Genomic DNA, 22,806 nt, shown 5'->3' on the forward strand with positions numbered 1-22,806 from the left:
GTGAAAGTCAATGAAATGGATTGTTACAGAGGAACAGGAAGGCATGTCAATTCGTGATTACCTTCGTACTGTTCAAGCCTTCTCAAGACGATTAGTAATAAGTGTGAAAGATAGTAATGGGCAAATTCGTGTTAATGGGGTTAGCCAAACAGTTAGGTATTCCTTATCAGCTGCCGATGAGCTTGAGGTTATTTTTCCACCTGAAAATATCGGATTAGGATTGGAACCTGAAGATCATGTCCTATCTATTGTTTATGAGGATGATGCTGTATTGGTACTAAATAAACCAGCTGGAATGGCAACAATTCCTTCATTCAAACATCCAAACGGAACAATCGCAAACGCGGTTCTTGGACATTACCGGAAGTATCAAATTCCATATACGGTGCATGTTGTGACAAGGCTAGACCGTGATACATCAGGTCTAATGTTAATTGCTAAGCATAGATATAGCCATTCCTTGTTATCGAACGATCAGAAAGCAGGAGACGTGAATCGTAAATATTGTGCTGTAGTGGAGGGGAACTTTTCACAATTGGAAGGCACGATTGAAGCGAACATTGGACGTAAAGAAAGTTCTATCATCGAACGAGCAGTTATGGAGTCAGGCAAAAAAGCAATTACACATTATCAGGTAGAAGAACAGTCAAGCAACTATTCGTTGGTTGACATTAAGCTTGAAACAGGAAGAACCCATCAGATTAGGGTTCATTTTGCACATATTGGTCATAGTCTAGCTGGTGACGATTTATATGGTGGCTCAACCAAAGATATAGATCGTCAGGCATTACATTGTAAGGAATTATCTTTTTTTCATCCTTTCACAAAAAAAGTGATGCATTTTACGTCTGCACCACCGCTTGAACTGTTAGATTTAATTAAAAGGTCGTAAATTTTTCCTCTATAAATGGCTGCCTCGATTGTACAGAAAAAGTTTCCTTTTCTGGCATTCGAAAGGCAGTTAATTTATTGCCAAAAACACAGCCTGTGTCGATATTGATTGTATGATTGATCATGCGCGGTTCTAATACTGGAGTATGCCCATATACGATCCAGGTATCACCATGATAATCCTGCGCCCAATCGCCACGTATTGGTCGACCGTCTTCGTGGGTGGCACCTGAGATGTCCCCATATAGCACAAACGTTCGAACTTTTTTATCTGTACGGCCAATGTAATCTTCTCTAATCCCGGCATGCGCTATAATCGTATTTACTTCGGGTAGTTCTAAATATAATGGTGCTTCATCATACAAGGTCATAAACTGATGCCGGATTGTCTTTTGACCTCGTTGATTGCGCGCAAGGTATTCGTCAACCGTTGTTTCAAGTCCATACTTGATTTGAATGTTATTCCCTAAAAAATAACGGTAAAGCTTATTACAATGATTGCCTGGTACATACCGTGCTACACGATGTTTTACCACCATGTTGTACACAAGTTCTACAACCCCAAGTGAATTTGGTCCACGATCCGTAATATCTCCAACAAAAACTGGAACATGACCACCAGGATGAACGAAAATATCCGCCTTCTTTTGATAACCTAACAGATGAAAGAGCTCAACCAATTCATCTATACAACCATGAACATCACCTATTACATCTATTTTCATAGCTTTTTACCACCTTGCTCATATAATGTTTTCCAATATTTAAAGATGCCAACTTTATAGGCAATTTAAATATGGAAGGTCAAAATAATTTGTGGTAAGATTGTTTAGTGATAACTAAGTTACATACACCACTATTATTTGATAGATAATCTGACACTTTCGACAAACCATGTCGTTGTTATATATATGTTTTTTCAATAAATCATGGCTGTTTTCGTAAAGATTGTTGCCTTTGAGAGAATAGATATAAACTGCGTCACAGTGTACCGCTCCGGAAATACACTACGCGCACCTTAGGGCTCGCGCTGAGCCTCCTTGCGAGCAAAATCCGCTCACTGCGGGGGCTCATCGTCTTCGCTGTTTCCGCAGCGGAAATCAACATAGCACTTACGTCGCAGTTTATGTCAACTACGAAGATGAGAAAGCAACAATGCGTACGAAAAGAGCCTAAATCATACACTACTTAGTTTAGTCTTATTCTCAAAATTATTCAGCTATTAGTATGAGAAATTATAAACGACCAAAGGACAAAGGTGATTTTTAATGGAGAAAGAAAACACAGGGGGCGTACAATTCGATCTAATCATTATTTTCCTCCTGTTTATGGCTACTAGTTTAGTTGCCCTATATAATTTGCAAGAATTACTTCCAGGAGACGAAGCAGACTTTTTGTTAAAACAATTTATTTGGTACTCTGTTGGAGCAGTCGCTATTTTCTTTATTAGAATGCTCGACTTAAATCAACTATACCAATTAAGTTTTTACGCATACATTTTTGGCATTATTGTTCTGGCTGTATTATTGGTTAGTCCAGAGAGCATTGCAAATAGAATAAATGGTGCTAAAAGTTGGTTTACATTACCTGGAATTGGAACGTTACAGCCTGCAGAGTTCACGAAAGTTACCACCATATTAGGTTTGGCTGTTGCAATTTCCAAGCATAAAGAAAAATATATAAACAAAGACTTCAAAAGCGACTTTATCCTTTTGTGTAAAATGATTGTTATTGTAGCAATACCTGTATTTCTAATACTTTTGCAGCCTGACTTTGGTACATCGATGGTGTATCTTGTTATCTTAAGTTTTATGGTCCTATTATCAGGAGTTAATTGGAAACTGATTTTCACAATCGTTGCTTCATCAGCAATTATAGCTGCAGGTGCTTTAGCGTTAATCGTAAAATACCCTGATTTATCAGAGGATTTATTGCATATAGACCCCTATCAAATTGAAAGAATTGAAACATGGTTTGGCCCTGAAGAAGAGGTTGATGCCGGAAGCTACCAAGTCAATAAATCATTTTTAGCGATTGGCTCGGGTCAATTATTTGGAAAAGGAATTGGAGAACTTCAGGTACCTGTACCATACGCGGAAACAGATTTTATATTTTCAGTTATAGCAGAAAGCTTTGGGTTTGTCGGTAGTAGTTTTGTCGTGTTCCTCTATTTCTTTTTGATCTATAAATTAGTAAGTATTGGTTTAAAAATATATAGCACCAGTATTTTCGGTTCAATGTTTTGTTTTGGTTATATGGCGATGATAGCGATTCATACGTTTCAGAATATCGGTATGACAATTGGTATTATGCCAATAACCGGAATACCTTTGCTATTAGTGAGCTATGGCGGAAGTTCAGTTCTGTCCACTTTAATTGGTTTCGGAGTCGTTTATATAATTAGCGAAGAAAATACGAACTCGGAAGGATTTATGTTTAAGAAATCATAATGACATCATTTAAACCCTGTAGCTTCTTCACGGAAATGCTGCGGGGTTTTCTGAAATTGACACGGTGTTTTATAATAGGAAGAGTGGGTTTTGAAAGGAAGTGTTCCATATGGAAAATACAATTGATAACGAACGCCAATGGGATATGTTACACGTTCTATTAAAAAAAGAGGATATAACTAATTTCCGAACAGAATTTTTGGATATGCACCCTTATGATCAATCACAATTTTTCCTGGAGCAGGAAGAAGATGCTCGGCTGTTAATCTACAGTTATTTGTCTCCTGAAGAAATTGCTGAAATCATGGAAAATGTTGAAATTGAAGATATAGAACCATTTTTCACGGAAATGGATCCGCGTTTTGCTGCAATGGTTTTTTCAGAAATGTCTACAGATGATGCCGTTGATATTTTAAATGAGTTAAGTAAGGATAAGGTTGCAAGCTTCCTGACAATCATGGAAAATGATGCTTCTGATGAGATTAAACAATTGCTCCATTACGAGGAGAAAACTGCCGGAAGTATTATGACGACGGAATTCATTGCTATTTTTAAAACACAAACAGTTAGAGAAACTATGGCACAATTGAAAAAAGAAGGGCCAGATGCAGAGACGATTTATTATTTGTACGTCGTTGACGAGGATAAGCGTCTTGTCGGTGTGCTTTCGTTGAGAGACTTAATCATTTCTGAAGAGGATACATTGATTGATGACATTTTGAGTGAAAAGGTTGTTTCTGTGTCAGTTGCGGAGGATCAAGAGGATGTCGCAAAAATGATGCGAGATTATGATTTTTTGGCTGTACCAGTTGTAGACTTTCAAGATCATTTACTCGGGATAATTACAGTTGATGATATTCTGGATGTAATGGAGGAAGAAGCAAGCGATGACTACTCCAAGTTTGCAGCAATCACCGATAATGAGCGACCAAATGAGAATGCTTTTATTTCGGCAAAAAAGCGCCTTCCATGGCTTATCATCTTATTGTTTCTAGGTATGTTAACGGCAAGCTTAATTGGGCGTTTTGAAGATACACTTGATAAAGTAGCGGTGTTGGCAATCTTTATTCCACTAATTGCGGGGATGGCCGGGAACACCGGGACACAGGCTTTGGCAGTAGCTGTCCGTGGATTGGCAACTGGCGATTATGGCCAACAAGGAAAAACGAAGCTGATCCTGCGTGAGGCGGCGACCGGGTTAATCACGGGAACTGTTTGCGGGATTGCGATTACAGTGGTTATTTATTTATGGCAGGGCGATATTTTCCTCGGACTGCTCGTTGGAATTTCAATCATGGCAACATTAATCGTTGCAACGTTAGCAGGTTCACTCGTTCCACTCATTATGGACCGATTCAACATTGACCCAGCCGTTGCTTCCGGACCGTTTATCACAACAATAAATGACATAATTTCTATATTAATTTACTTCGGAATGGCCACAGCGTTCATGGGATTTTTGATTTGAAAAGGTGGAGGGAGAACTCAATTGAGATTGGGTTCTTTTTTTGTTGAGGTGGTTTGGGGTTGGGCTTTGTGTCTGGAGTGGGAGGATGAGAAGAGAGGATATACATTCATTTAATCATAACAACCGTTCAGGCAAAAACTTATCCGCCGATTTACCGGTTTATCTGCCGTTCTACAGGTTTATCCGCCAATCTGAAAATATAACCACCAATCCAAACGACCTTCACCACAACGCGACACTTAAAAACTAGGCGAAGGTCACGTTTTTTATCCGTATTCATATAATGTGGTGACTATGGCAAACGAAAGGAGACCAGCAGTACATGGATAAACAAAAGAAGTTTGCTAAATCCCCACTTTTATATATACATCAACCAGAAGTTTCGAACCCAAAAGCACCGATGCAATCCAATTACTCGACACCCAAAAATAAAAAAGAAGCAGAAACTCCGAAAGCTCAAAAAGTGAATACTCGACCAATACAACGGGATTATATTGCGCAAAAAACGAATAGTGGGGCGGGAGAGGATGAGGGTTCATCAACTGACCTTATTGACTCATCAAAAGAAGAGGTTGAAGAACAACCAAAAGCCCAATCCAATAAAAAATTCAACAACATGACGATTCAAGAAAAAATTGATTATTTTCTCAGCAAGCCTACGCATATACCAAGGATGAAATGTGAAGTGAAAACGGAAGAAAAATCTTTTCGTGGCACTATTCAAGACGTAGAAGAGGATCAAGTTTTGATGCGTGTGGGTAGACGAACTAGCATGACCAAAATTGCTATTGAATCAATCCAGGATATTCGATTACTAGGATTTTAATAAAATCTTTTGGTGAAGTGTGAACTTGAGCCATTCCCTAATTTAAGGGCACTATTAATTAAATTACAACATTTACTCAAAAAAAGGCACAGAAGCGGGTATGGAATCCCGACCTTCTGTGCTTTTTTGGCAATAAGAAAGTATAAATCCTTTCTTACTGCATAATAAGCCAAGTTTTCTAATACGAAATGTATAAGAAAAACTTCGCCATTCGCTATTATTAACGAGGCGAATGCCGAGTTTTTCTAATCATTGTTAATTAACTGAATTAGTTAACTGCATTAATTGCTGGTAAGCAAGTTACATGACAGAAGCAGTCTAAATCAACTGTTATGCAGATTCCTGTAGCGCGTAATGGCTTGGTTTCTTGCTCTACTGGATTATCAGGATTATCACACTCATCACCTGGATCACGCAATAGTTCTAAAATTGCACAGCAATCGTCATCTACACGCTTAACCCTGAAGTAAAAGCTAGCTTCAACGTTACCAATGTTTTCTGGATGCGCACCGAAGCCTTTGAATGGTTTACAGTTGCCTTTACAGTATAAAAGAACTGGAACTGTATCTAATCCATTTCCGTTATCTGTTTCTCCTAACAGATCGCTTATAGAGCGTTCACAGCTAGAATCACAACAATTTTCTACGACGTCATTTTGTGCATCAGCAATTTCATTTAAAATATCGCAAACACAGTTACCTGTATCGAAATCTTTTCCACAACAACCCATGAATGAATCCCCTTCCTAAAATTTATTGACTAAGTGTCTATACTAGAATATGTACAATCGACTAGTTGGTGTGGGCGCCAATACGTATTTGAAAATTAATTAAAAGAGGGGGAAAAACGGGCGAATGACTATACCCAAATGAAACTTTATACATAGTCTAATAACGATAAAGTATACAAAAGGAGTGAAAGTAATGTCTGAAAGAAAACGAGTTTTTCATGTGAAGGACCTCGTAATCAAGGCGGACAATGTCTTTGTAGAACGCGACGACGATCATCACCATCGCCGTGACCCGTTTTTCGGGAGTAGACATGATCGCGATGAGGTGGAAGGCGAACGTGACGACGATCATCGCCGTGACCGAAGGAAGCATGATCGTGATGAGGTGGAAGACGAACGCGATGAGGAAAGAGAGCACCATCATGAAGAAAAAGACGAAAAACGAGAAAATAGAAGAAGGCGCAGAGGACCTTTTTGGTTTTAATTGATCCTTTATCATATTGAGGCAGCAAATATTGCTGTCTTTTTACATAGGTGAGGCATATTTCCCGCTGGAATAGGGTAATAGTATAGTAGAGATTAATTCGGGACGTCACAAAGATGAGTTATCATTCGTATCTATATTATTAATAGCGAAAGCCTTAGTTGCACTTATGCAGTAAGAAAGGAATGCTTTCTTAACTGCTAAAAAAGGAGGCCATTAAAATGGGATATATACTTCCAATCACACATTTCCAGTATCAAGATTATCAAAATCGTGTTACAAAAAAAGATCAGGACCCATATTACATTGAACATCCGTACAAAGTTATTCTGGATACAAAATCACGCGAAATGGAAGCCGAAGAAGAAACCCGGAACAATGGTAAACCTTTCAAACCCAATTATTATTACAAACCAATGCACACAGAAGATCCAATGAACGAAAAAATGTATTCTAAATTAACAGGAAAAGGCCTACACTTTAGCGAAACTATATAGGTAGAAAAGCAGAGGCGACTGGTCAGCGGCTAGCAAATAGATAGGAATGTGAAACTCTATTTGCTAGCCGCTAGAAGCCGAAGCTAGGTAGAAAAGCAAAAGGAGTCGGTCTGAATTGAACTTCACAACATTAAATGCGACATGCTATTATTTTGACGCGGTAGTGAACATTGGCTATGTACGTCACGAGGATAAAGGAATGTTAATTGACGCTGGAATCGATGACTCGGTCATGCGTAAGGTTTTAAAAGAACTAAGAGCAAATGAATTACCTATTACACATCTGTTCATTACCCATGCTCATGCCGATCATTATGGCGGGGCACAATTTTTGCAAAAAAGACATGACATCACCACGATTGCACCGAAATTTGAAGCAGCTATTCTACAGAATCCAACCCTAGAACCGCTTTATTTATTCCAAGGAAATGATCCGCTCCAAGAGCTACATAATAAATTTCTCGAAGGTAAACCGATCCAAGTAAATCAGGAAATTGAGGCCGGAGAGCATAACATTGATGGATTTTCATTTATCACACATTTATTGCCAGGTCATAGTTACCATCAATTAGCGATGGAAATCAACGGCATCCTATTCGCAGGCGATAGTTATTTTAGTGAAGAACAATTAGACAAGCATAAAATTCCCTATATCACAGATGCCGATTTAACATTGGAAAGCTTACATAAATTGAAGGAGATTACATGTGATGGCGCCGTACCAGGCCATGGAGTTTTTGAACAGGATTTTACCCAAACGGTGGAAAAAAATATCGAATGCCACGAAACGCTATTGAATTGGTTAGAGAATTTTATAAGTGAAGCGGAGGAGGGAATATCACATGAAACGGTTGTGTCGGAAATGTGTGAGCACTTTGCCGTCAAGAACTCCATGCTATCTTCCTGGTTATTATACCGTACGGCGGTCACGGCTTATTTAATTGGTCTGATCAAGCGAGAGAAAATTGAACATTATATGGAAAGAAATAGGTGGAAGTTTAAAAAAGTACAGTCCGAGTGATTTTTTTTAAAAACTACCATGACCCAACTATTCTGGATCATGGTAGTTTTTTCTACTTATTCTTTTTAGTCACCTACAACCGTAAACCTGCTATTAAGGTAACGAGGATGTTCAATTTCATCTACTACAGCTAACGCATAATCTGCATAGCTAATGTAACTATTCCCATTTGAATTAACTAGTAGGTTGTCTTTTCCTACCTGATAAGTACCTGTTTTAAGTCCTTCAGAATCGAAAATAGCTGATGGACTAATGAATGTCCAAGTTATATTCTGTGACTGTTGTAGGTCTTCCAGATTTCGACCTTGCCCTTTTGCAGTTGGTTTAACAACATCAGGGAAGTCTGGAGTATCAATAACCTGAGTAGTTTGATTTTCATCAACGTAAAGACTACCTGCTCCACCAACGATAATAGCTCTTGTGTTTGTGCCTTTTAATGCGTTAATTAACGCCTGTCCAGCTGTAACGTGTGCTTCTTCTTCACCTATAGGTGCACCAAAAGCATTAACGACTACTTCGTAAGGACTGAGGTCTTCTGATGAAAGCTCGTGGATGTCTTTCTGTACCACTTCCACATTTTCATTCGTCATTTTCGAAGCATTTCTCACAATTGCGGTTACATTATGTCCGCGGGCAACTGCTTCATTTAATATATGATTTCCTGCTTTACCACTTGCTCCAATAATACCTATTTTCATTTTTAATTCCTCCTCAAAAACTTATTGTAACAAAAAAATTTTTCTAGTGGTTATGAAAAGACTCTACCGCTCTTTACCAATTTCTGTGTTCGGGAAAGTTACAGTTAAAATGGGAGTATGTCTTATTGTTATGAAAAATTCAGGTGAACGCATTATTTTTGAGAAAGACAATCTTTTTAAATAGAAGAAGGATAAGATTCTTCTTCGAGTGTGTGACTCAAAATAGGATCTCATCCTTGGAAACTACATCCGAACAATTACTGCGCCACCACCGCCACCTTGGATACATTTTGTTTCTTCCTGATCATGCATTGATTGCAACAATTGATTGTTTTGGGCAATCAGTTGATTAAGCCGATCAATGTTATTTTCGAGATTGTTCATCATTTGCATCATATACCGCATATCTGGAGATGCACCTTGATACGAATTGGCTGGAAATGACGAATGATGCTGACCGTTTCTTTGCCCTTGGGTAGGATTAGAGTACTCTGGAAAATTCCCAGGATTGTGGGTGTCGTCCTGTGCTTGTATTCCTGTTCTTGATTCCTTTGTTTCGGTTCGTCCATAGCCTTGATAGCCATACTCTTCTCCGTTTCCCCATTCGTTTTGACGGTAAGGTTGCCTGTTAGGTTGGTATGGATTGTAAGAAGACATCCGAAAACCTCCTTTCATCATACAACCAATCTATTCGATTTTTTCCTGTCCGGGTACAAACATCCATAAATTGATTGATTTGCCCATGAATTTTAGAATACTTTTCTTAAAGTTTAATAAATAATTGCGTGCAAAAATAAACAGGCATGGTGATTTTCCATGCCTGTTTTCCCATGCTATTTTTTATTGTTTTTGTTGTTCATTTATTTCATCTTTAATTTCTTCACGCATGCCGTGAATACTTTCTTCACGACGTTGGTTCTTTTCTTTAATTTGTTGTTTTTCTTCTTCGCTTATTTCACCTGAGTGTGCTTTTACATAGTCTCTTGCTTCATTCATATTTTGCATTGTATGACCGATGGTATTTTCAATTCTTTCAGGGTTGTTGGAGCGGTCATCCGGTTTTGGCATCATTTATACCTCCTTTGCATTTTGGGTTTAGTATGTGCTTTTTGTGTGGAGGTATGTACAAAAACAAGAAATGAACCCTCAAATAATCATTGATTATAACAAGGTTAAGCCTATTAATAATTGAAAACGTGTACTTCTAAAAAACTTTAGAAGAGGGCTTATATTAACAAAAATTAATTTTAATTGGATGTGAAGATGGTATTCTGTATCTATTGTATAATAAGAGGAAGTAAATGAACTTGAAAAGCTTCCTTTCCCGGATTCTACAAATAAAATTGTCACAGCGGTCTATTGCTGGTTGCTGGCATTGGTTTAAACCTAAAATTCGTCTGCAAATTGGCATATATAAAAGAAAGACTTTGAATAAAGGAATAATTACTTTCGCGGACCTCAGATACTTTATTTATAGATAACAACCAATTTAAAGGTGTTAAACGGACACCAGGTTCCCTATTTGGAAGGACTACCCCTATTTTACTTTAATATATGTTAAATAGGGGATCGTATGTCCGCATAACTCCTCAAATCACTGTTTTAATAGAAATAGCGAATCCTATGTCCGCCAGTTCCAGCTGACGGGGTGTTTTGAATAAGCATTAAAATAATACGGAAACAGCTAGTTCATATTGAGCTGGGCTATTTTTTAAGATAACAAAAAGCACCGCATTTTGCGATGCAGTTAGATATACATTTTCACTATCTTTTTTAGGTGTAAATTAGGTTTTGCGATAAATAACGGAACCCGTGCCTCTACTAAACATCTTTTCTTTGTAGGATTTTAAAGTTTTCGTCTTAATTCTTTTATTTCATCTTTACTTAAATGTGTAATTTTTGAATTTAGTTTAATTGATAATCCTTCCTTTAACATTTCTAGTGCGTCTTCTTTTTTTCCTTCCTCCTTACCTTCTTCTTTACCTTTTTCCCACAACGACTTAGGTAGTTTCCTTATTTGTTCTGACTCATCTTGGGATAAGCGATTAATCTGCTCCATTAATTCATCCTCCTCCGTATTGGATAATGGTAGATATGTTTCAAAAAAATTGTATATTAAAGCTGACTTTGCGGGTTCTATTTCCATTTTCACTAGCATTCTTAAAAATTCTTTTTTAACTTGGACTTTTTCTTTCTTAGTATACCCCATTTTGCTAAGCAAAGCTAAAGCTGCCGGATTAGTTGAGCCGATGTAATGGCGCCAATTCATTTTTCGTAACTCTAACTTTAAAAAGTTAAACGTCAATACATGGAAAAAAGGGAAGTCTATTGAAAATTCATTCGATTCAGTCCGATTTTCATCATAACTAAAAATCGAAATTGGTAAAATTGGTTTTCGGTATTTGTTGTAAAGCAAACTAAAATAATGATACATTCGTTCGTTAAAATTAGGCTGGTTGTAGCTTTGTGGTTCCACATGGATAATCATTAGAGTATCTCGACCCTTTAGCTTTGTTTCAATAACTATATCTGCTCTTCGACTTTCTCCCTCATATAAGTCCGTAAACATTTCCTCGGATAACGGTTTTATACATGAGAAATCAATGTGTTTGTGTACTTCTGGAAAAAATATTTCAAGAAATTCATCAAAAAATGTGTGGATTAGTTGTTTAAATAGTTGATCGTGAGGGATATATTCGTTGCGGTCTTCACGTACTAACGTTGCTATTGACATAGTACCACATCTTTCTAGATAAAATGAGGAATGACTGGGGAGCTTTTCTGTTTATAGTATATCAGGAAAAAGCAACGCAAACAAGCGTTCTCCTTTAGGGCGATGAAATCGAAAAGGAATTAGAAAATTATGATGACAAAGTTCATTAGCAATTATATACTAGGAAAAAATGTAGTGATTTGCCTGATTTTAATTTTGTTATTAACTTTAAGTTGAGGTGGTAAGCATGATGGAGTCATTGTTAAAGAAAGTGGAACATTTTCATCAGTTGCAAAATAACGGTAGAGCCGCAGAAATGAATCAGCTTGTTTCGGATGATTTCTTTGCGAGTTTTTCTTTAGGTCATGACAGCTCATTTCATACATATAACGCTAATGAATATCGATCAGGTAATCTTCAAGCTGAAAAAATCTACGAAGGTAAGCGGCCACGTTGGGAATATTGTATTTTAGGTTCGGGTATTCGTTCCGATAACGAATTTGTTGTGTCAGCGCATATCGATTTTTATTTAGATCATGAATTGATCAAAAGGGCGTTCTGCACAGAGGTTTACCGTAAAGAACAGGAAAAATGGAAACTCCTCCGACAATATATGGAGAAATATGACTGATTCAAAGGGTATACCTACTTGAAAAAATTTAACCACGGCTAGTAAGGTCTTAATAGTAAGGAGCTGAAAACAATGAAAAGTATTAGTTCATATTCAAAATCGGCAACATCTCATGCAAAGCCTGTTACTGGAGGCGATACTTTGCATGAGGTGGTATCCATTTAAAATAATATCGCCTTAGTGAACGAAATCATTTCTGGTTAAACTGGCTTTGCACCTTATAAATATTCGTTAAATATAAATAAGGGGGCTGGCTGAAATGAGTTATGTAAAAGCAAATAATATATTACCTGAAAAATTGATTATAGAAATTCAAAAATATGTTCAAGGAGAAACAATATACATTCCTAAAACCGAAAGTAATTATCAAAAATGGGGCACCTGTTCAGGTGGAAGAAAGGCGATTGATGAAAGAAATGCTTGTATTAGGAACGACTTTAAAAATGGTAAAAGCATTAGTCAATTAGCTGATAACTATTTCCTTTCACCTGAAACTGTTAAAAAAATTGTATACTCCAGAAATTAGACTCAAAGCACTGGTCATTATTATCACACAATGAACAGTGCTTTTTATGGCAAATTTGATTAGTAATTATTTTCACTATTTATAAAAAACATACAAACGAATAGAGTGTTTGATATAGAATGGAGTTGAAGAGAAATGATTAAGTTCCTAACGGGAAAAAGAGTTTACCTAAGACCAATAGAAAATGAGGATTTAAATTTATTTTACGCCAAAGCCCTTTGGGATAAAGAAGGTAGGAGACTAACAGGGACACAGGCAGTATTTAGTCGTTCGGGTGTTCAAAATTGGTTTGATAAAAATTCTATGGACAATAGTAGAGTCGATTTATTAATCTGTTTACAGGAAAACGATCAGCCAATTGGAGATATAGCTATGTTAGATATCAATCACCAAAATCAAAATGCTATTGTTAGGATTTCCATATTTGATAAGGAATTCTGGGGAGATGGATATGGCACGGAAGCAATGTCGTTATTGTTGGAATTTGGGTTTGATATTTTGAATTTGCACAGAATCGGGCTAGATGTTTTCGCATTCAATGATAGAGCCATCAAGTCCTATAAGAAGCTAGGATTTAAGCAAGAAGGAATAATTAGAGATGAACTTTTTTATGATGGGAAATTTCACGACTCCATATTGATGGGAGTATTGAGAAAAGAATATAGGAAGGTGGACTAATTCACATATGGCTGTTAAAGCGTGAAGTTTATTATGGATGAGAAGATATGACCCTGGTGTGACCTTTCATTCATCCGTGTACTCAAACCATGACATAAAGCCTGTCGTAACATCGAAGAAGGAATCCGCTTCACTTGATATTATGAAGGCTAATGAAAAATTATTTTATTTTAGTAAATGTGGTGCCCCTTTTTTAATAGAAGAGGGGTTATTTACATTTTTTTACATAGAGATTAGAGTATCATTAGGGTTAGTAAGAGGTTAGAAGGAGGAATTATATGATTGCTTTTGTTAGAAAACAAGATATTCTTGGTGAACTATATTTTTAGCATAACATATTAAATGATATATACTTTATATTATTTTGTATTTAGTTCAATTTCTTTAAACAATTCTAGTGCGTTTTCTCTTATCACTAGGGTCATACCAAACCTCATTTAATAGTTTCAGGGTTAATGTTATAATTATTGGAATAATATTGAAGTAAAAATTATACTTATTAATATAAGGGGTGAAGTCTCTGTTTGAATTTGCTTTAGTATTCATAGCATACCTATTCGGCTGTTTGAATGGAGCTTATTATGTAGGGAAGAAAGCGTCAAATCAGGATATTAGAGACTTAGGAAGTTCAAATGCTGGAGCCAGAAATGCAGGTAGGGTGTTTGGGCGTTCTGCATTTATTTATACCGTTATTATTGATGCTCTAAAAACAATTATTCCTTTGATAATTGCTTTATTTTTGTTTGATGTTAGTGAACTATTAATAGGGTGTATAGCACTAGCCATTTTGAATGGTCATATTTGGCCTGTACAGCTTCAATTCCGCGGTGGTAAAGGTGTTGTTGTTTATTTGGCTGTTGCTTTAGTGCTTGCTCCTTTAACACTTATTGTGGTTGGATTAACGCTGCTAGTTGGATTGAGGATTAAGAGGAGTTTTACAATAGTTGGCTTAATCGCTCTAAGCACTATTCCAGTTATCCTAATATTCCTATCAAACCTGATGTTAGCAGGACTGTTTTTAATTATGCTATTGGTTGTTATAATCGTGCATAGAAAAGAGGATTAAAATGAGCCATTCTACACCAATTTTGTACAAAATAGCAGAACATGTTAATGAAATGGAACAAATATATCGTTTAAACTATGAAACATTTGTAGAAGAAATTCCGCAACATGAATCAAATGATACAAGAAAATTAATCGATCGTTTTAACGAAGAAAATACATATATAATTGCGAAAAGAAAAGATGAAGTGGTTGGAATGATTTCGGTCAAAGGGAATCGACCATTTTCACTTGACCAGAAACTTGAGAATCTTGATACTCACTTACCGGAAAAAGCTGTGCCATGTGAAATAAGATTGCTATCGATAAAAGAAGCATACCGTGGTGGACGTATTTTTTATGGTTTGTGTGAACAGTTGGTTTCTTATTGCTTAGATAAGGGATATTCAATGGCCTTAATTTCTGGAACAATACGACAGACCAAGTTATATAAGCATCTCGGCTTTCAACCATTTGGCCCACTTGTCGGTACGGAAGAGGCACCATACCAACCAATGTACTTAACAAAGAAGAACTTTGAATTATCGTCAAAAGTTTTCCAAAGGCTGATAGAGAGGAAAGAGAAAACTTTTTATCATAACTTTCTTCCAGGTCCTGTTGAGGTAACGAAGGAAGTGAAGAAAGCATGGCAAGAGCCAGCAATTTCACACCGTTCTACACCATTTCAAAATGTAATGGACGAAATACAAATGAAATTATGTGATCTTACTAATGCAAATCATGTAGAAGTAGTGGTCGGGACAGGCACCCTTGCTAATGATATGGTCGCAGCGCAATTGTCAGTGCTCCCAAATACAGGGTTGATTTTAGCTAATGGTGAGTTCGGCGAGCGATTGATGGATCATGGGAGAAGATGGGGTCTCTCTTTTGAAAAAATACAAAAAGCCTGGAACAATCCCATCACCTTACAGGAAATAGATCGTGTTTTAACAGATAATCCAGCCATTCAGTGGCTTTGGACTGTGCATTGCGAAACATCTACTGGATATGTTTATCCTTTACAACAACTGAAGGAAATTTGTGGAAAACATCATGTGAATCTCTGTGTGGATGCTTGCAGTTCTGTTGGCTTGATCCCTGTAGATTTAACAGATGTTTATTTAGCGAGCACGGTTAGTGGTAAAGGGATAGCCTCGTATCCTGGCCTTGCAATGGTTTTTCATCAAGTGGATATTTTACCAAATGAAATGATTCCGAACTACTTAGACTTAGGAAAATATCAAGCGAATCAAAGTGTTCCATATACACACTCTTCAAATGGATTAATGGCTCTGCACGCTGCCTTAAACAATCCACAATCTCAAAAAGATGAGCTCGCTCAAAAGGTATGTGAGAGTTTCACTTCGTCAGGTATGAACGTATTGAGAAGAGAAGACTACTCACCGGGAATTATTACGGTTCGTTTACCCAATGAAATGTCGTCAAAAGATCTTGGTGATTGTTTAAAATCATATGGTATACAAACAAGCTATGAAAGTGGTTATTTACTTAAACGAAATTGGTTCCAGGTTGCCTTAATGGGAGACCAGAAACAGCCAGATGTCATGAAAGCTATTCAAATGGTTTGTGATCAGTTTGAACATCTGACGAATGAGAAGGTCTTGAACAGATGAAGCGGATGATTCATTATATATCCAAACATATCGTAGCTACCGCGGTCATCTTACTATGGCTGAAAACGGTACTTGTAACACTATTTGGATTTGACCTAACAACTGCTTCCTGGTTAGATCTTGTATTACTCATCCTTGCCCCAATCGGAACGTTAATGTTATTTATCGGGTGTAGTTTCTTTTTTAGTAACCGAGTTCGCCCAATAAGTTTACTGGTCGTTTATGTATTGATAACAGGCCTTTTATTTGCTAATCTACTTTATTATCGTTTCTATATCGACTTTGTAACGGTTTCTGTATTACTTCAAATAAGTAATGTTGGAGGCCTTGGTGCAAGTACAGTCGAATTGCTTTCTCCATTTGATGTGTTCCTATTTATTGATATTTTTATTTTATGCTGGATTATCTTTTCTAAAGAAAAGAATCAGATAAAAATGCCGATGAAAAAGAAATACACAATAGCCAGTATCGGATTAATTGCTTTTACCATTAGCCTGGGTGTCATACAAAGTCCACATTTACTTAGTGGGTATAATAGAGATCAGCTTGTAAAAACATTAGGCATTTACAATTATCAGGCGATTAATATGATCCATGGAGTCAAAGCACCGATTGAAAAGGCATTATCCGATGCATCAGATGCTAAAAGTGTAAGCCAGTACATAAAAGAAAAGCCTCATGAACGAACAGATTTATTTGGTATCGCAAAAGGGAAAAATATTGTACTTATAAGCCTTGAATCCACACAGGATTTTGTTATCAATGAAACAGTTCGAGGGGAAGAGATTACTCCTTTTCTCAATAACCTAATTAAAGATAGCTTTTACTTTTCCAATATTTATGATCAGACCGCTCAAGGGAAGACGTCTGATGCAGAGTTTATGATTGATACGGGGTTGTATCCACTGCCAAGTGGATCTGTTTTCGTGCGTCGTCCTGAAAATACGTTTGAATCACTCCCATATTTATTAAAAGAAAATGGAGACTATACGGCAGCTACCTTTCATGGCAATACCGCAGAATTCTGGAACCGGGATCAAATGTACCGTAACCTTGGTTATGACCACTATTTTTCAAAGAAGTATTATGATGTAACTGAAGAAAACTCCATTAACTATGGAATTAAAGATATTCCTTTTTTTGAACAATCAATGGAAAACCTAACGCAACTACCTGAGCCTTATATGGCGAAGTTTATTACATTAACCAACCATTTCCCCTTCTTATTAGATAAGAAGGATCAAATGATTGAACCAGCCAATACGGAAGTAGGTGTTGTAAATCGGTATGTTACAACAGTCAGGTATGAAGATGCGGCACTTAAACGTTTTTTTCAGTTGTTAAAAAAGCAGGATATGTATAAAGATACACTATTTGTTATATATGGTGACCACTATGGGATTTCCAAAAAATATGAAGCGGGTGTCCATGAACTGCTCAATCAAAAAGCAACACCACTTAACCATTTGGAATTACAGCAGGTTCCATTAATTATTCATATTCCGGGACAGGAAGGAAGAATAATAGAAACAATTGGTGGTGAAATAGACATTCGGGCAACGTTGCTGCATCTATTAGGAATTTCTACTGAAAATCAAATGTCTTTCGGTCATAGCTTGTTTACGAGAGATGGTAATCATCCAGTCATTTTTAGAGATGGAAGTATGATTACAAGTGATTATGCTTATGTAAATAATGTGTGTTATGACAGAAGTTCGGAAAAGGTAGTAAACACCAAAAGTTGTTCGCCTTACCTGGAGGTTGTTCGGAATCAATTGGAGCTTTCGGATAATATCATACTAGGGGATTTATTGCGTTTTATTGAATGAGGTACTGAAGGTACTACTTATATTTTCTAAGAAAATGCCACCAAGCTTATCTATTTAGACGATAGTAATACTATAATCGAACAATAGAATAAATTGGTGGCTAGTATTTTTTATGCTTCTTTTTTTATTTAACTAACAATTATAAAAATTAGTGCCTTTTTACTTGAAACTAAAGTAAGTATACTATATTGTAGAATAATATTTACTAAATATTTAGATTTATTTGTGACTTTAATCAAATCCAGCCATCTTGAAAAAGGAGTTGTGATTATATGTTTTCCGCATTAACCCCATTGGATTGGAAACGTAGGGCAGTGAAGTACTATCCGCAAAAAGTAGCTGTTATCGATGAAGAAAAACAATTTACTTTCAAGGAGTTTGGTGAGCGTACAGACAAGCTTTCTGTTGCCTTACATCATGCTGGTATTGAAAAAGGTGATCATGTTGCAGTGATGTTGCCTAACACGCATTATATGCTGGAAAGTTTTTATGGGATTTGTCAGCTTGGTGCGACAATGGTACCGCTCAATTATCGCTTAACAGCGGGTGACTTGGAGTACATCATCAATCATAGTGATGCGAAGATGTTAATTGTTGATGAAGAATTCAGTGGACCGATTGAGGATATCGCTTCAAATCTTTCATTGGAACAAATCGTAATAGTATCAGTACCTGGACATAAGACTTCTTTAAAAGGAGTGGACTATGAGGTATTTCTTCAACATATTCCAGAAAATGAGGCGTTGCCAGAGGTTGAAATAGATGAAAATCAGCTGCTAACATTGAATTATACAAGCGGTACAACATCAAAACCAAAAGGCGTGATGTTGACACATCGCAGTAATTATCTCAATGCGGCAAATTTTATGTATCACCTCGGCGTTAACCATGATGATGTTTATCTTCATACACTACCGATGTTCCATGCAAATGGCTGGGGTGGCGTTTGGGCCATTACCGCGGCTGGTGGTACGCATGTTTGTTTGAGAAAGGTCGATCCTCCCCTTATTCTCGACTTGTTTGAAAGTAAGAATATTACCTTGTTATGTGGTGCGCCGACGGTAATTAATATGCTTGTGAATCATCCAAAGGCAAAGGAAACAAATATTAAGACCCGCCCACGCATGGCAACAGCGGGAGCTCCACCAGCGGCAGCCCTCATTAATAAAGCGCAAGAAATCCTTGGATTGAATATGATACATGTTTATGGACTGACGGAAACATCACCATTCATTCTTTATTGTGAATGGAAGAAAGAATTTGATTCGAAATCAGCAGAGGAACAAGCAATAATTAAGGCACGACAAGGGATAGAGCTTGCTTTTAATGGCGAAACAAAGGTCATTCATCCGGATGGAGAAGAAGTCAGATGGAACGGCGAGGAATTAGGAGAAATTATTACTCGTGGTAATGTCGTAATGGAGGGATACTACAAGGATCCAGAAAAGACAGCTGCTGCAATCAAGGACGGATGGTTCTATACCGGAGATTTAGCGGTGACCTATCCAGACGGATTTATTGAAATACGTGATCGTGCCAAGGATTTGATTATTTCCGGTGGAGAAAATATTTCGTCTACAGAGGTAGAAGGTATATTGTATAAACATCCAGACGTTATGGAGGTTGCTGTTATTGCCATACCTGATGAGAAATGGGGAGAGGTACCTAAAGCAATTATTGTGCTGCACCCAAATGTAGGTATTACAGCTGAAGAGATTATTAATTATTGCCGGTCTGAAATGGCTCACTTTAAAGCGCCGAAAGCAGTTGAGTTCGTCGAAGCATTACCAAAAACAGCGACGGGTAAACTGCAAAAGTTTCGCTTAAGAGAAATGAATTGGGAAGGGCCGAAGAAGGTAAATTAATCGAAGGTGTAGAATAGATTAAGAAATCATTATCTATTATTATTACGCACCTTTTTAATCTTGATTTGCTCTATCCATTCATCGATTTGCTTTCTTGTCCATCCAGCTTTGTCTCCAATCATAACTGTCGGAGTGGGCAATAAATCCCTGCTTTTGTTGAATAGGTCAACATAAAGTAATTAAGAAGAGCTTGGAATAACTTCCAAGCTCTTCTTAATTGAATAGACCCCAACAATAAGTTACTCTTGGTCCTTTTTATTATTCTTCTTGGTATCAGGTTCCAGTTCGTCACTAAATTCCGTCTGAAGCTCCCGGTCATAATATCCGGGCATTGTTGCCTCTCCAGTTATAAATTGCTTCTTCATATACCAGTGAACAAGAAGCTCACCAATTGCAATGCCGACAGCTGATAGAAGCGAAGCAGTACCCAGTGGAATAGGTTCTGCATATAGTATGGAACCGATTGCCCAGACTCCAGCAAGCGCAAGTACAAGGTCGACCATTGATGCCCCTATATTCCCAATCTTAGGTAATACATACAAATCGCCTATAATAAACGATGCACCTGTTAAAACCAGACTAGTGATTAAGATGTTTGCAAAGGAAACCTCGAACTGTACCCCTAGAATAAACCAAAGCACAGCTGTAATTAAAACAAATTTGATTAATAAAGCCGTTATATATTTCAATGGTTTTTAAACCCCTTTCAAGGTAGACAAAAAATTACTATGTGCATTTATTATTCCTTTACAACTAGGTGGTATACGAAAAAGTTTTTGAGTTGCCCTTCACATCAATTATAATAAATCCTTGTTGCCGCCAAAGTTGAACACAGGTTTTAGCTTCTAATGTAGAAAGTCATTCTCTTGATCAATATACAAAGAACCATCTTTTTGAACTTCAGCATAAAAGATGTCGGAAACGGCGTTAACACCGGCTAGTTGTAACTGTTCATCCAGCCATTGAGTATCCAGATTTAACTTTTTTAAATTCTCTTTATTAACTCTACCGCCAGAAATTACTGTTGTAGAAATAGGAAGAAAATCGCTATTAATCTGTTGAATGTTCATGTCACTCTTGGTTACTGGTTGATTTGCTTCCATTTTCATTACTGAGAGCTTACCGCTTGTTTCAAAAATAGCGTAGTCCACCTCAGATGTAGAAAAAACATTCTTTTGCCTTAATAAAGCATTCAAGGTGTCAACATTTAGACGAGCTTTACGAAGTGCACCCTCCATAATTTTCCCTTGTTTGATAAGAATTATCGGTTGACCTTCGACTGCGACTTGTACCTTTTTGGATTTTATATCTACTAGTCCGAGGATTATTGTAAATGCACTCCAACCGACTAACGCGAGGAAACCGTTGCGAATACTCAAAGTAGAATCAATCGCAAGTGAAGCGCCGATAGTTCCGATTGCAATCCCTGATATAAAATTAAAAAAGGTGATTTGAGATATTTCTTTTCTACCCATCAGCCTTGTCAAAACTAACAAGGTAACAAAAGCAATAGCAAGTCTAAGGGCTAAAGTGGAAATTGACATATCTAAACCCTCCCTTTAATCGTTATGTTATCCATATTGATGGCTTTCATTCTTAATAAGGCTTTGGTATAGGGTTATGCGGATCTTTCATCTATCTTATCAACCAACCATTTCACGAAAACCCCAATTAGAATATAAAAGGGAGTAGAATACCAATGTTCCCACTGTAGTAACCGGTATATATCCAGTTTGACAAAAATCGGCTCAGCCACAAAAGTAGCAAAAATGCTTAACAAAATGAGTTTAACGAAATAAGATTTCCACGTTCTAGAATACTGATATAACAACATATAGAAAACCGGTATGATGGCAAGATCAACGGTAAATAGTTGACCTGTGAAGTAAAGGAGTTGATAAGGATATGCCCATAAATTCAGGGTAAGACCTATACCATCCAGAATAACGGCTAACAGGCTTGTGGTCATTCCAACGAGAAAAATGTTTTTCATACGACTTTTATCTACTAATAATCCCCATATTATCCAAACAACAAAAGTGATGAATAAAAGTATCCACCACTGGTAAGAAAAAATAACATTCTCGAAAAAGTTAACCCTTTTAAGTTGGCCGTACTTTTCATTAGCTTCAATGATTTCATTTATGATTGCAAGACTCATTCCGGCCATCCACCTTTATTCGAAGTGTGTTACCATATGATTTGTTTTCCCTGAATATATATACATTGCTAACTTGTGAAGAATAAACGACCATTTTCGGGAAAAGATATTTTGAGATAGTAAGGAGTTTTTTAAGTGGACAACTACACGAATAACAACAATACTGCGAGGCGTTACACAGCACATGTCAGTGTTCTTGGTACAACACAAATTCATTTGAGAAGCCCATATACTGTTGCTTGGTGGAGTGCGGCATTTCCTGGATTCGGCCATCTTCTTTTATCTAAATATCTTCTTGGATTTGTACTGTTTATTTGGGAGGTCGTCGTTAACCTTCAAGCTAATATTAATTTAGGCATCATTTATTCGTTCCAGGGTAATATTGATATGAACGAAACTGTCAAGTCACCCCACACACTTATTTAAATATAGTTTTTTGGACAACCTTAATTTAAGAGTCTTTTTTAGGCTCCTTTTTTGAGTTATATTCTATAAGCTGCCATTTGCTACAATAATTCCTTTCTTTTAGCTTGCTAATAATAAGCCAAGAATAATGATTTACCCCTTTCTTATTTTATAAAGGAGATAAATACACGGCACGAAGGCAAAAGTCTCTACTCCGATGAGCATACTGATATCCGTGGGTTCTCACATTTTATC

24 protein-coding genes are annotated in these 22,806 nt (G+C 37.0%); 15 read left to right on the forward strand and 9 right to left on the reverse strand.

The features are described 5' to 3' along the window. Window positions 1-10: 10 nt before the first annotated feature. The gene (locus tag LG329_RS15655; protein ID WP_404451754.1) at window positions 11-892 is read left to right on the forward strand and encodes an RluA family pseudouridine synthase; all 882 of its coding nucleotides are present in this window, start codon (window positions 11-13) and stop codon (window positions 890-892) included. Here the strand turns inward: LG329_RS15655 and prpE are convergent. Then, entirely contained in the window at window positions 879-1,616 is a 738-nt protein-coding gene (gene prpE, locus LG329_RS15660; protein ID WP_404451755.1) for a bis(5'-nucleosyl)-tetraphosphatase PrpE, read from the reverse strand. The two genes, LG329_RS15655 and prpE, sit on opposite strands and share 14 nt — an antisense overlap. A 543-nt stretch (window positions 1,617-2,159) precedes the next feature. Here prpE and LG329_RS15665 point away from each other — a divergent pair. From LG329_RS15665 to LG329_RS15675, 3 genes are all read left to right on the forward strand, one after another. Further along, complete coding sequence (locus LG329_RS15665; RefSeq protein ID WP_404451756.1) at window positions 2,160-3,341, forward strand: FtsW/RodA/SpoVE family cell cycle protein; 1,182 nt, start codon at window positions 2,160-2,162, stop codon at window positions 3,339-3,341. Window positions 3,342-3,450: 109 nt separating this feature from the next. Further along, complete coding sequence (mgtE, locus tag LG329_RS15670; RefSeq protein ID WP_404451757.1) at window positions 3,451-4,809, forward strand: magnesium transporter; 1,359 nt, start codon at window positions 3,451-3,453, stop codon at window positions 4,807-4,809. A 322-nt stretch (window positions 4,810-5,131) separates the two neighbouring features. Continuing rightward, window positions 5,132-5,635 carry a CotO family spore coat protein gene (locus LG329_RS15675; protein ID WP_404451758.1) on the forward strand — a complete coding sequence of 168 codons (504 nt, stop codon included), beginning with the start codon at window positions 5,132-5,134 and terminating at the stop codon, window positions 5,633-5,635. A 268-nt stretch (window positions 5,636-5,903) separates the two neighbouring features. Here the strand turns inward: LG329_RS15675 and LG329_RS15680 are convergent, their stop codons facing one another. Beyond that, on the reverse strand, window positions 5,904-6,365 hold the full coding sequence (locus LG329_RS15680) for a CotY/CotZ family spore coat protein (protein WP_404451759.1): 462 nt from the start codon (window positions 6,363-6,365) through the stop codon (window positions 5,904-5,906). Between the two features lie 220 nt (window positions 6,366-6,585). Between LG329_RS15680 and LG329_RS15685 the strand changes: the two genes are divergently transcribed. From LG329_RS15685 to LG329_RS15695, 3 genes are all read left to right on the forward strand, one after another. Further along, on the forward strand, window positions 6,586-6,849 hold the full coding sequence (locus LG329_RS15685) for a hypothetical protein (protein WP_404451760.1): 264 nt from the start codon (window positions 6,586-6,588) through the stop codon (window positions 6,847-6,849). A 221-nt stretch (window positions 6,850-7,070) separates the two neighbouring features. Beyond that, a complete protein-coding gene (locus LG329_RS15690) occupies window positions 7,071-7,346 on the forward strand; it encodes a hypothetical protein (protein WP_404451761.1) in 276 nt (91 codons plus the stop codon). A gap of 115 nt (window positions 7,347-7,461) precedes the next feature. Beyond that, a complete protein-coding gene (locus tag LG329_RS15695) occupies window positions 7,462-8,367 on the forward strand; it encodes an MBL fold metallo-hydrolase (protein WP_404451762.1) in 906 nt (301 codons plus the stop codon). 65 nt (window positions 8,368-8,432) lie between these two features. Here LG329_RS15695 and LG329_RS15700 read toward each other — a convergent pair whose 3' ends face one another. From LG329_RS15700 to LG329_RS15715, 4 genes are all read right to left on the reverse strand, one after another. Next, on the reverse strand, window positions 8,433-9,065 hold the full coding sequence (locus tag LG329_RS15700) for an NAD(P)-dependent oxidoreductase (RefSeq protein ID WP_404451763.1): 633 nt from the start codon (window positions 9,063-9,065) through the stop codon (window positions 8,433-8,435). A 243-nt stretch (window positions 9,066-9,308) separates the two neighbouring features. Next, on the reverse strand, window positions 9,309-9,722 hold the full coding sequence (locus tag LG329_RS15705; protein WP_404451764.1) for a hypothetical protein: 414 nt from the start codon (window positions 9,720-9,722) through the stop codon (window positions 9,309-9,311). Between the two features lie 183 nt (window positions 9,723-9,905). Next, entirely contained in the window at window positions 9,906-10,133 is a 228-nt protein-coding gene (gene tlp / locus LG329_RS15710) for a small acid-soluble spore protein Tlp (RefSeq protein ID WP_404456718.1), read from the reverse strand. Between the two features lie 778 nt (window positions 10,134-10,911). Next, window positions 10,912-11,799: an Rpn family recombination-promoting nuclease/putative transposase gene (locus tag LG329_RS15715; RefSeq protein WP_404451765.1), complete on the reverse strand. Its 888-nt coding sequence runs from the start codon at window positions 11,797-11,799 to the stop codon at window positions 10,912-10,914. Between the two features lie 229 nt (window positions 11,800-12,028). On the opposite strand from LG329_RS15715, the gene LG329_RS15720 reads away from it, so the two are divergent. The 7 genes from LG329_RS15720 to LG329_RS15750 all read left to right on the forward strand — a co-directional run bounded on the left by LG329_RS15720 (window position 12,029) and on the right by LG329_RS15750 (window position 19,985). Then, on the forward strand, window positions 12,029-12,409 hold the full coding sequence (locus tag LG329_RS15720) for a hypothetical protein (protein WP_404451766.1): 381 nt from the start codon (window positions 12,029-12,031) through the stop codon (window positions 12,407-12,409). Between the two features lie 259 nt (window positions 12,410-12,668). After that, entirely contained in the window at window positions 12,669-12,935 is a 267-nt protein-coding gene (locus LG329_RS15725) for a CD3324 family protein (protein WP_404451767.1), read from the forward strand. 135 nt (window positions 12,936-13,070) lie between these two features. Next, complete coding sequence (locus LG329_RS15730) at window positions 13,071-13,613, forward strand: GNAT family N-acetyltransferase (RefSeq protein WP_404451769.1); 543 nt, start codon at window positions 13,071-13,073, stop codon at window positions 13,611-13,613. Between the two features lie 511 nt (window positions 13,614-14,124). Beyond that, window positions 14,125-14,679 carry a glycerol-3-phosphate acyltransferase gene (locus LG329_RS15735; RefSeq protein ID WP_404451770.1) on the forward strand — a complete coding sequence of 185 codons (555 nt, stop codon included), beginning with the start codon at window positions 14,125-14,127 and terminating at the stop codon, window positions 14,677-14,679. A 1-nt stretch (window position 14,680) separates the two neighbouring features. Beyond that, window positions 14,681-16,291, forward strand: a complete 1,611-nt coding sequence (locus tag LG329_RS15740) for an aminotransferase class V-fold PLP-dependent enzyme (protein ID WP_404451771.1) — start codon at window positions 14,681-14,683, stop codon at window positions 16,289-16,291. Next, entirely contained in the window at window positions 16,288-18,120 is a 1,833-nt protein-coding gene (locus tag LG329_RS15745; RefSeq protein WP_404451772.1) for an LTA synthase family protein, read from the forward strand. Before LG329_RS15740 ends, LG329_RS15745 begins: the two co-directional genes overlap by 4 nt. A 272-nt stretch (window positions 18,121-18,392) precedes the next feature. Then, window positions 18,393-19,985 (forward strand): long-chain-fatty-acid--CoA ligase, encoded by a 1,593-nt coding sequence (locus tag LG329_RS15750; RefSeq protein WP_404451773.1) that lies wholly within the window; start codon window positions 18,393-18,395, stop codon window positions 19,983-19,985. Window positions 19,986-20,224: 239 nt separating this feature from the next. Here the strand turns inward: LG329_RS15750 and LG329_RS15755 are convergent, their stop codons facing one another. The 3 genes from LG329_RS15755 to LG329_RS15765 form a co-directional block, all read right to left on the reverse strand. Further along, window positions 20,225-20,674: a YndM family protein gene (locus LG329_RS15755; protein ID WP_404451774.1), complete on the reverse strand. Its 450-nt coding sequence runs from the start codon at window positions 20,672-20,674 to the stop codon at window positions 20,225-20,227. 156 nt (window positions 20,675-20,830) lie between these two features. After that, window positions 20,831-21,529: a YetF domain-containing protein gene (locus tag LG329_RS15760; RefSeq protein WP_404451775.1), complete on the reverse strand. Its 699-nt coding sequence runs from the start codon at window positions 21,527-21,529 to the stop codon at window positions 20,831-20,833. 74 nt (window positions 21,530-21,603) lie between these two features. Beyond that, the gene (locus LG329_RS15765; protein ID WP_404451776.1) at window positions 21,604-22,146 is read right to left on the reverse strand and encodes a CBO0543 family protein; all 543 of its coding nucleotides are present in this window, start codon (window positions 22,144-22,146) and stop codon (window positions 21,604-21,606) included. A gap of 135 nt (window positions 22,147-22,281) precedes the next feature. Here LG329_RS15765 and LG329_RS15770 point away from each other — a divergent pair, with 135 nt between their 5' ends. Then, window positions 22,282-22,572: a hypothetical protein gene (locus LG329_RS15770; protein ID WP_404451777.1), complete on the forward strand. Its 291-nt coding sequence runs from the start codon at window positions 22,282-22,284 to the stop codon at window positions 22,570-22,572. The last annotated feature ends 234 nt before the right edge of the window (window positions 22,573-22,806 follow it).

This window comes from Virgibacillus necropolis (genome assembly GCF_044793635.1).
GTDB classification, from domain to species: Bacteria; Bacillota; Bacilli; order Bacillales; family Amphibacillaceae; genus Virgibacillus_F; species Virgibacillus_F necropolis_A.

Coding starts and splice junctions, on each gene's coding strand:
- LG329_RS15655 (WP_404451754.1), top strand. CDS start 11: ATGAAATGGATTGTTACAGAGGAACAGGAAGGCATGTCAATTCGTGAT.
- prpE (WP_404451755.1), bottom strand. CDS start 1,616: ATGAAAATAGATGTAATAGGTGATGTTCATGGTTGTATAGATGAATTG.
- LG329_RS15665 (WP_404451756.1), top strand. CDS start 2,160: ATGGAGAAAGAAAACACAGGGGGCGTACAATTCGATCTAATCATTATT.
- mgtE (WP_404451757.1), top strand. CDS start 3,451: ATGGAAAATACAATTGATAACGAACGCCAATGGGATATGTTACACGTT.
- LG329_RS15675 (WP_404451758.1), top strand. CDS start 5,132: ATGGATAAACAAAAGAAGTTTGCTAAATCCCCACTTTTATATATACAT.
- LG329_RS15680 (WP_404451759.1), bottom strand. CDS start 6,365: ATGGGTTGTTGTGGAAAAGATTTCGATACAGGTAACTGTGTTTGCGAT.
- LG329_RS15690 (WP_404451761.1), top strand. CDS start 7,071: ATGGGATATATACTTCCAATCACACATTTCCAGTATCAAGATTATCAA.
- LG329_RS15700 (WP_404451763.1), bottom strand. CDS start 9,065: ATGAAAATAGGTATTATTGGAGCAAGTGGTAAAGCAGGAAATCATATA.
- LG329_RS15705 (WP_404451764.1), bottom strand. CDS start 9,722: ATGTCTTCTTACAATCCATACCAACCTAACAGGCAACCTTACCGTCAA.
- tlp (WP_404456718.1), bottom strand. CDS start 10,133: ATGCCAAAACCGGATGACCGCTCCAACAACCCTGAAAGAATTGAAAAT.
- LG329_RS15715 (WP_404451765.1), bottom strand. CDS start 11,799: ATGTCAATAGCAACGTTAGTACGTGAAGACCGCAACGAATATATCCCT.
- LG329_RS15720 (WP_404451766.1), top strand. CDS start 12,029: ATGGAGTCATTGTTAAAGAAAGTGGAACATTTTCATCAGTTGCAAAAT.
- LG329_RS15725 (WP_404451767.1), top strand. CDS start 12,669: ATGAGTTATGTAAAAGCAAATAATATATTACCTGAAAAATTGATTATA.
- LG329_RS15730 (WP_404451769.1), top strand. CDS start 13,071: ATGATTAAGTTCCTAACGGGAAAAAGAGTTTACCTAAGACCAATAGAA.
- LG329_RS15740 (WP_404451771.1), top strand. CDS start 14,681: ATGAGCCATTCTACACCAATTTTGTACAAAATAGCAGAACATGTTAAT.
- LG329_RS15745 (WP_404451772.1), top strand. CDS start 16,288: ATGAAGCGGATGATTCATTATATATCCAAACATATCGTAGCTACCGCG.
- LG329_RS15750 (WP_404451773.1), top strand. CDS start 18,393: ATGTTTTCCGCATTAACCCCATTGGATTGGAAACGTAGGGCAGTGAAG.
- LG329_RS15760 (WP_404451775.1), bottom strand. CDS start 21,529: ATGTCAATTTCCACTTTAGCCCTTAGACTTGCTATTGCTTTTGTTACC.
- LG329_RS15765 (WP_404451776.1), bottom strand. CDS start 22,146: ATGAGTCTTGCAATCATAAATGAAATCATTGAAGCTAATGAAAAGTAC.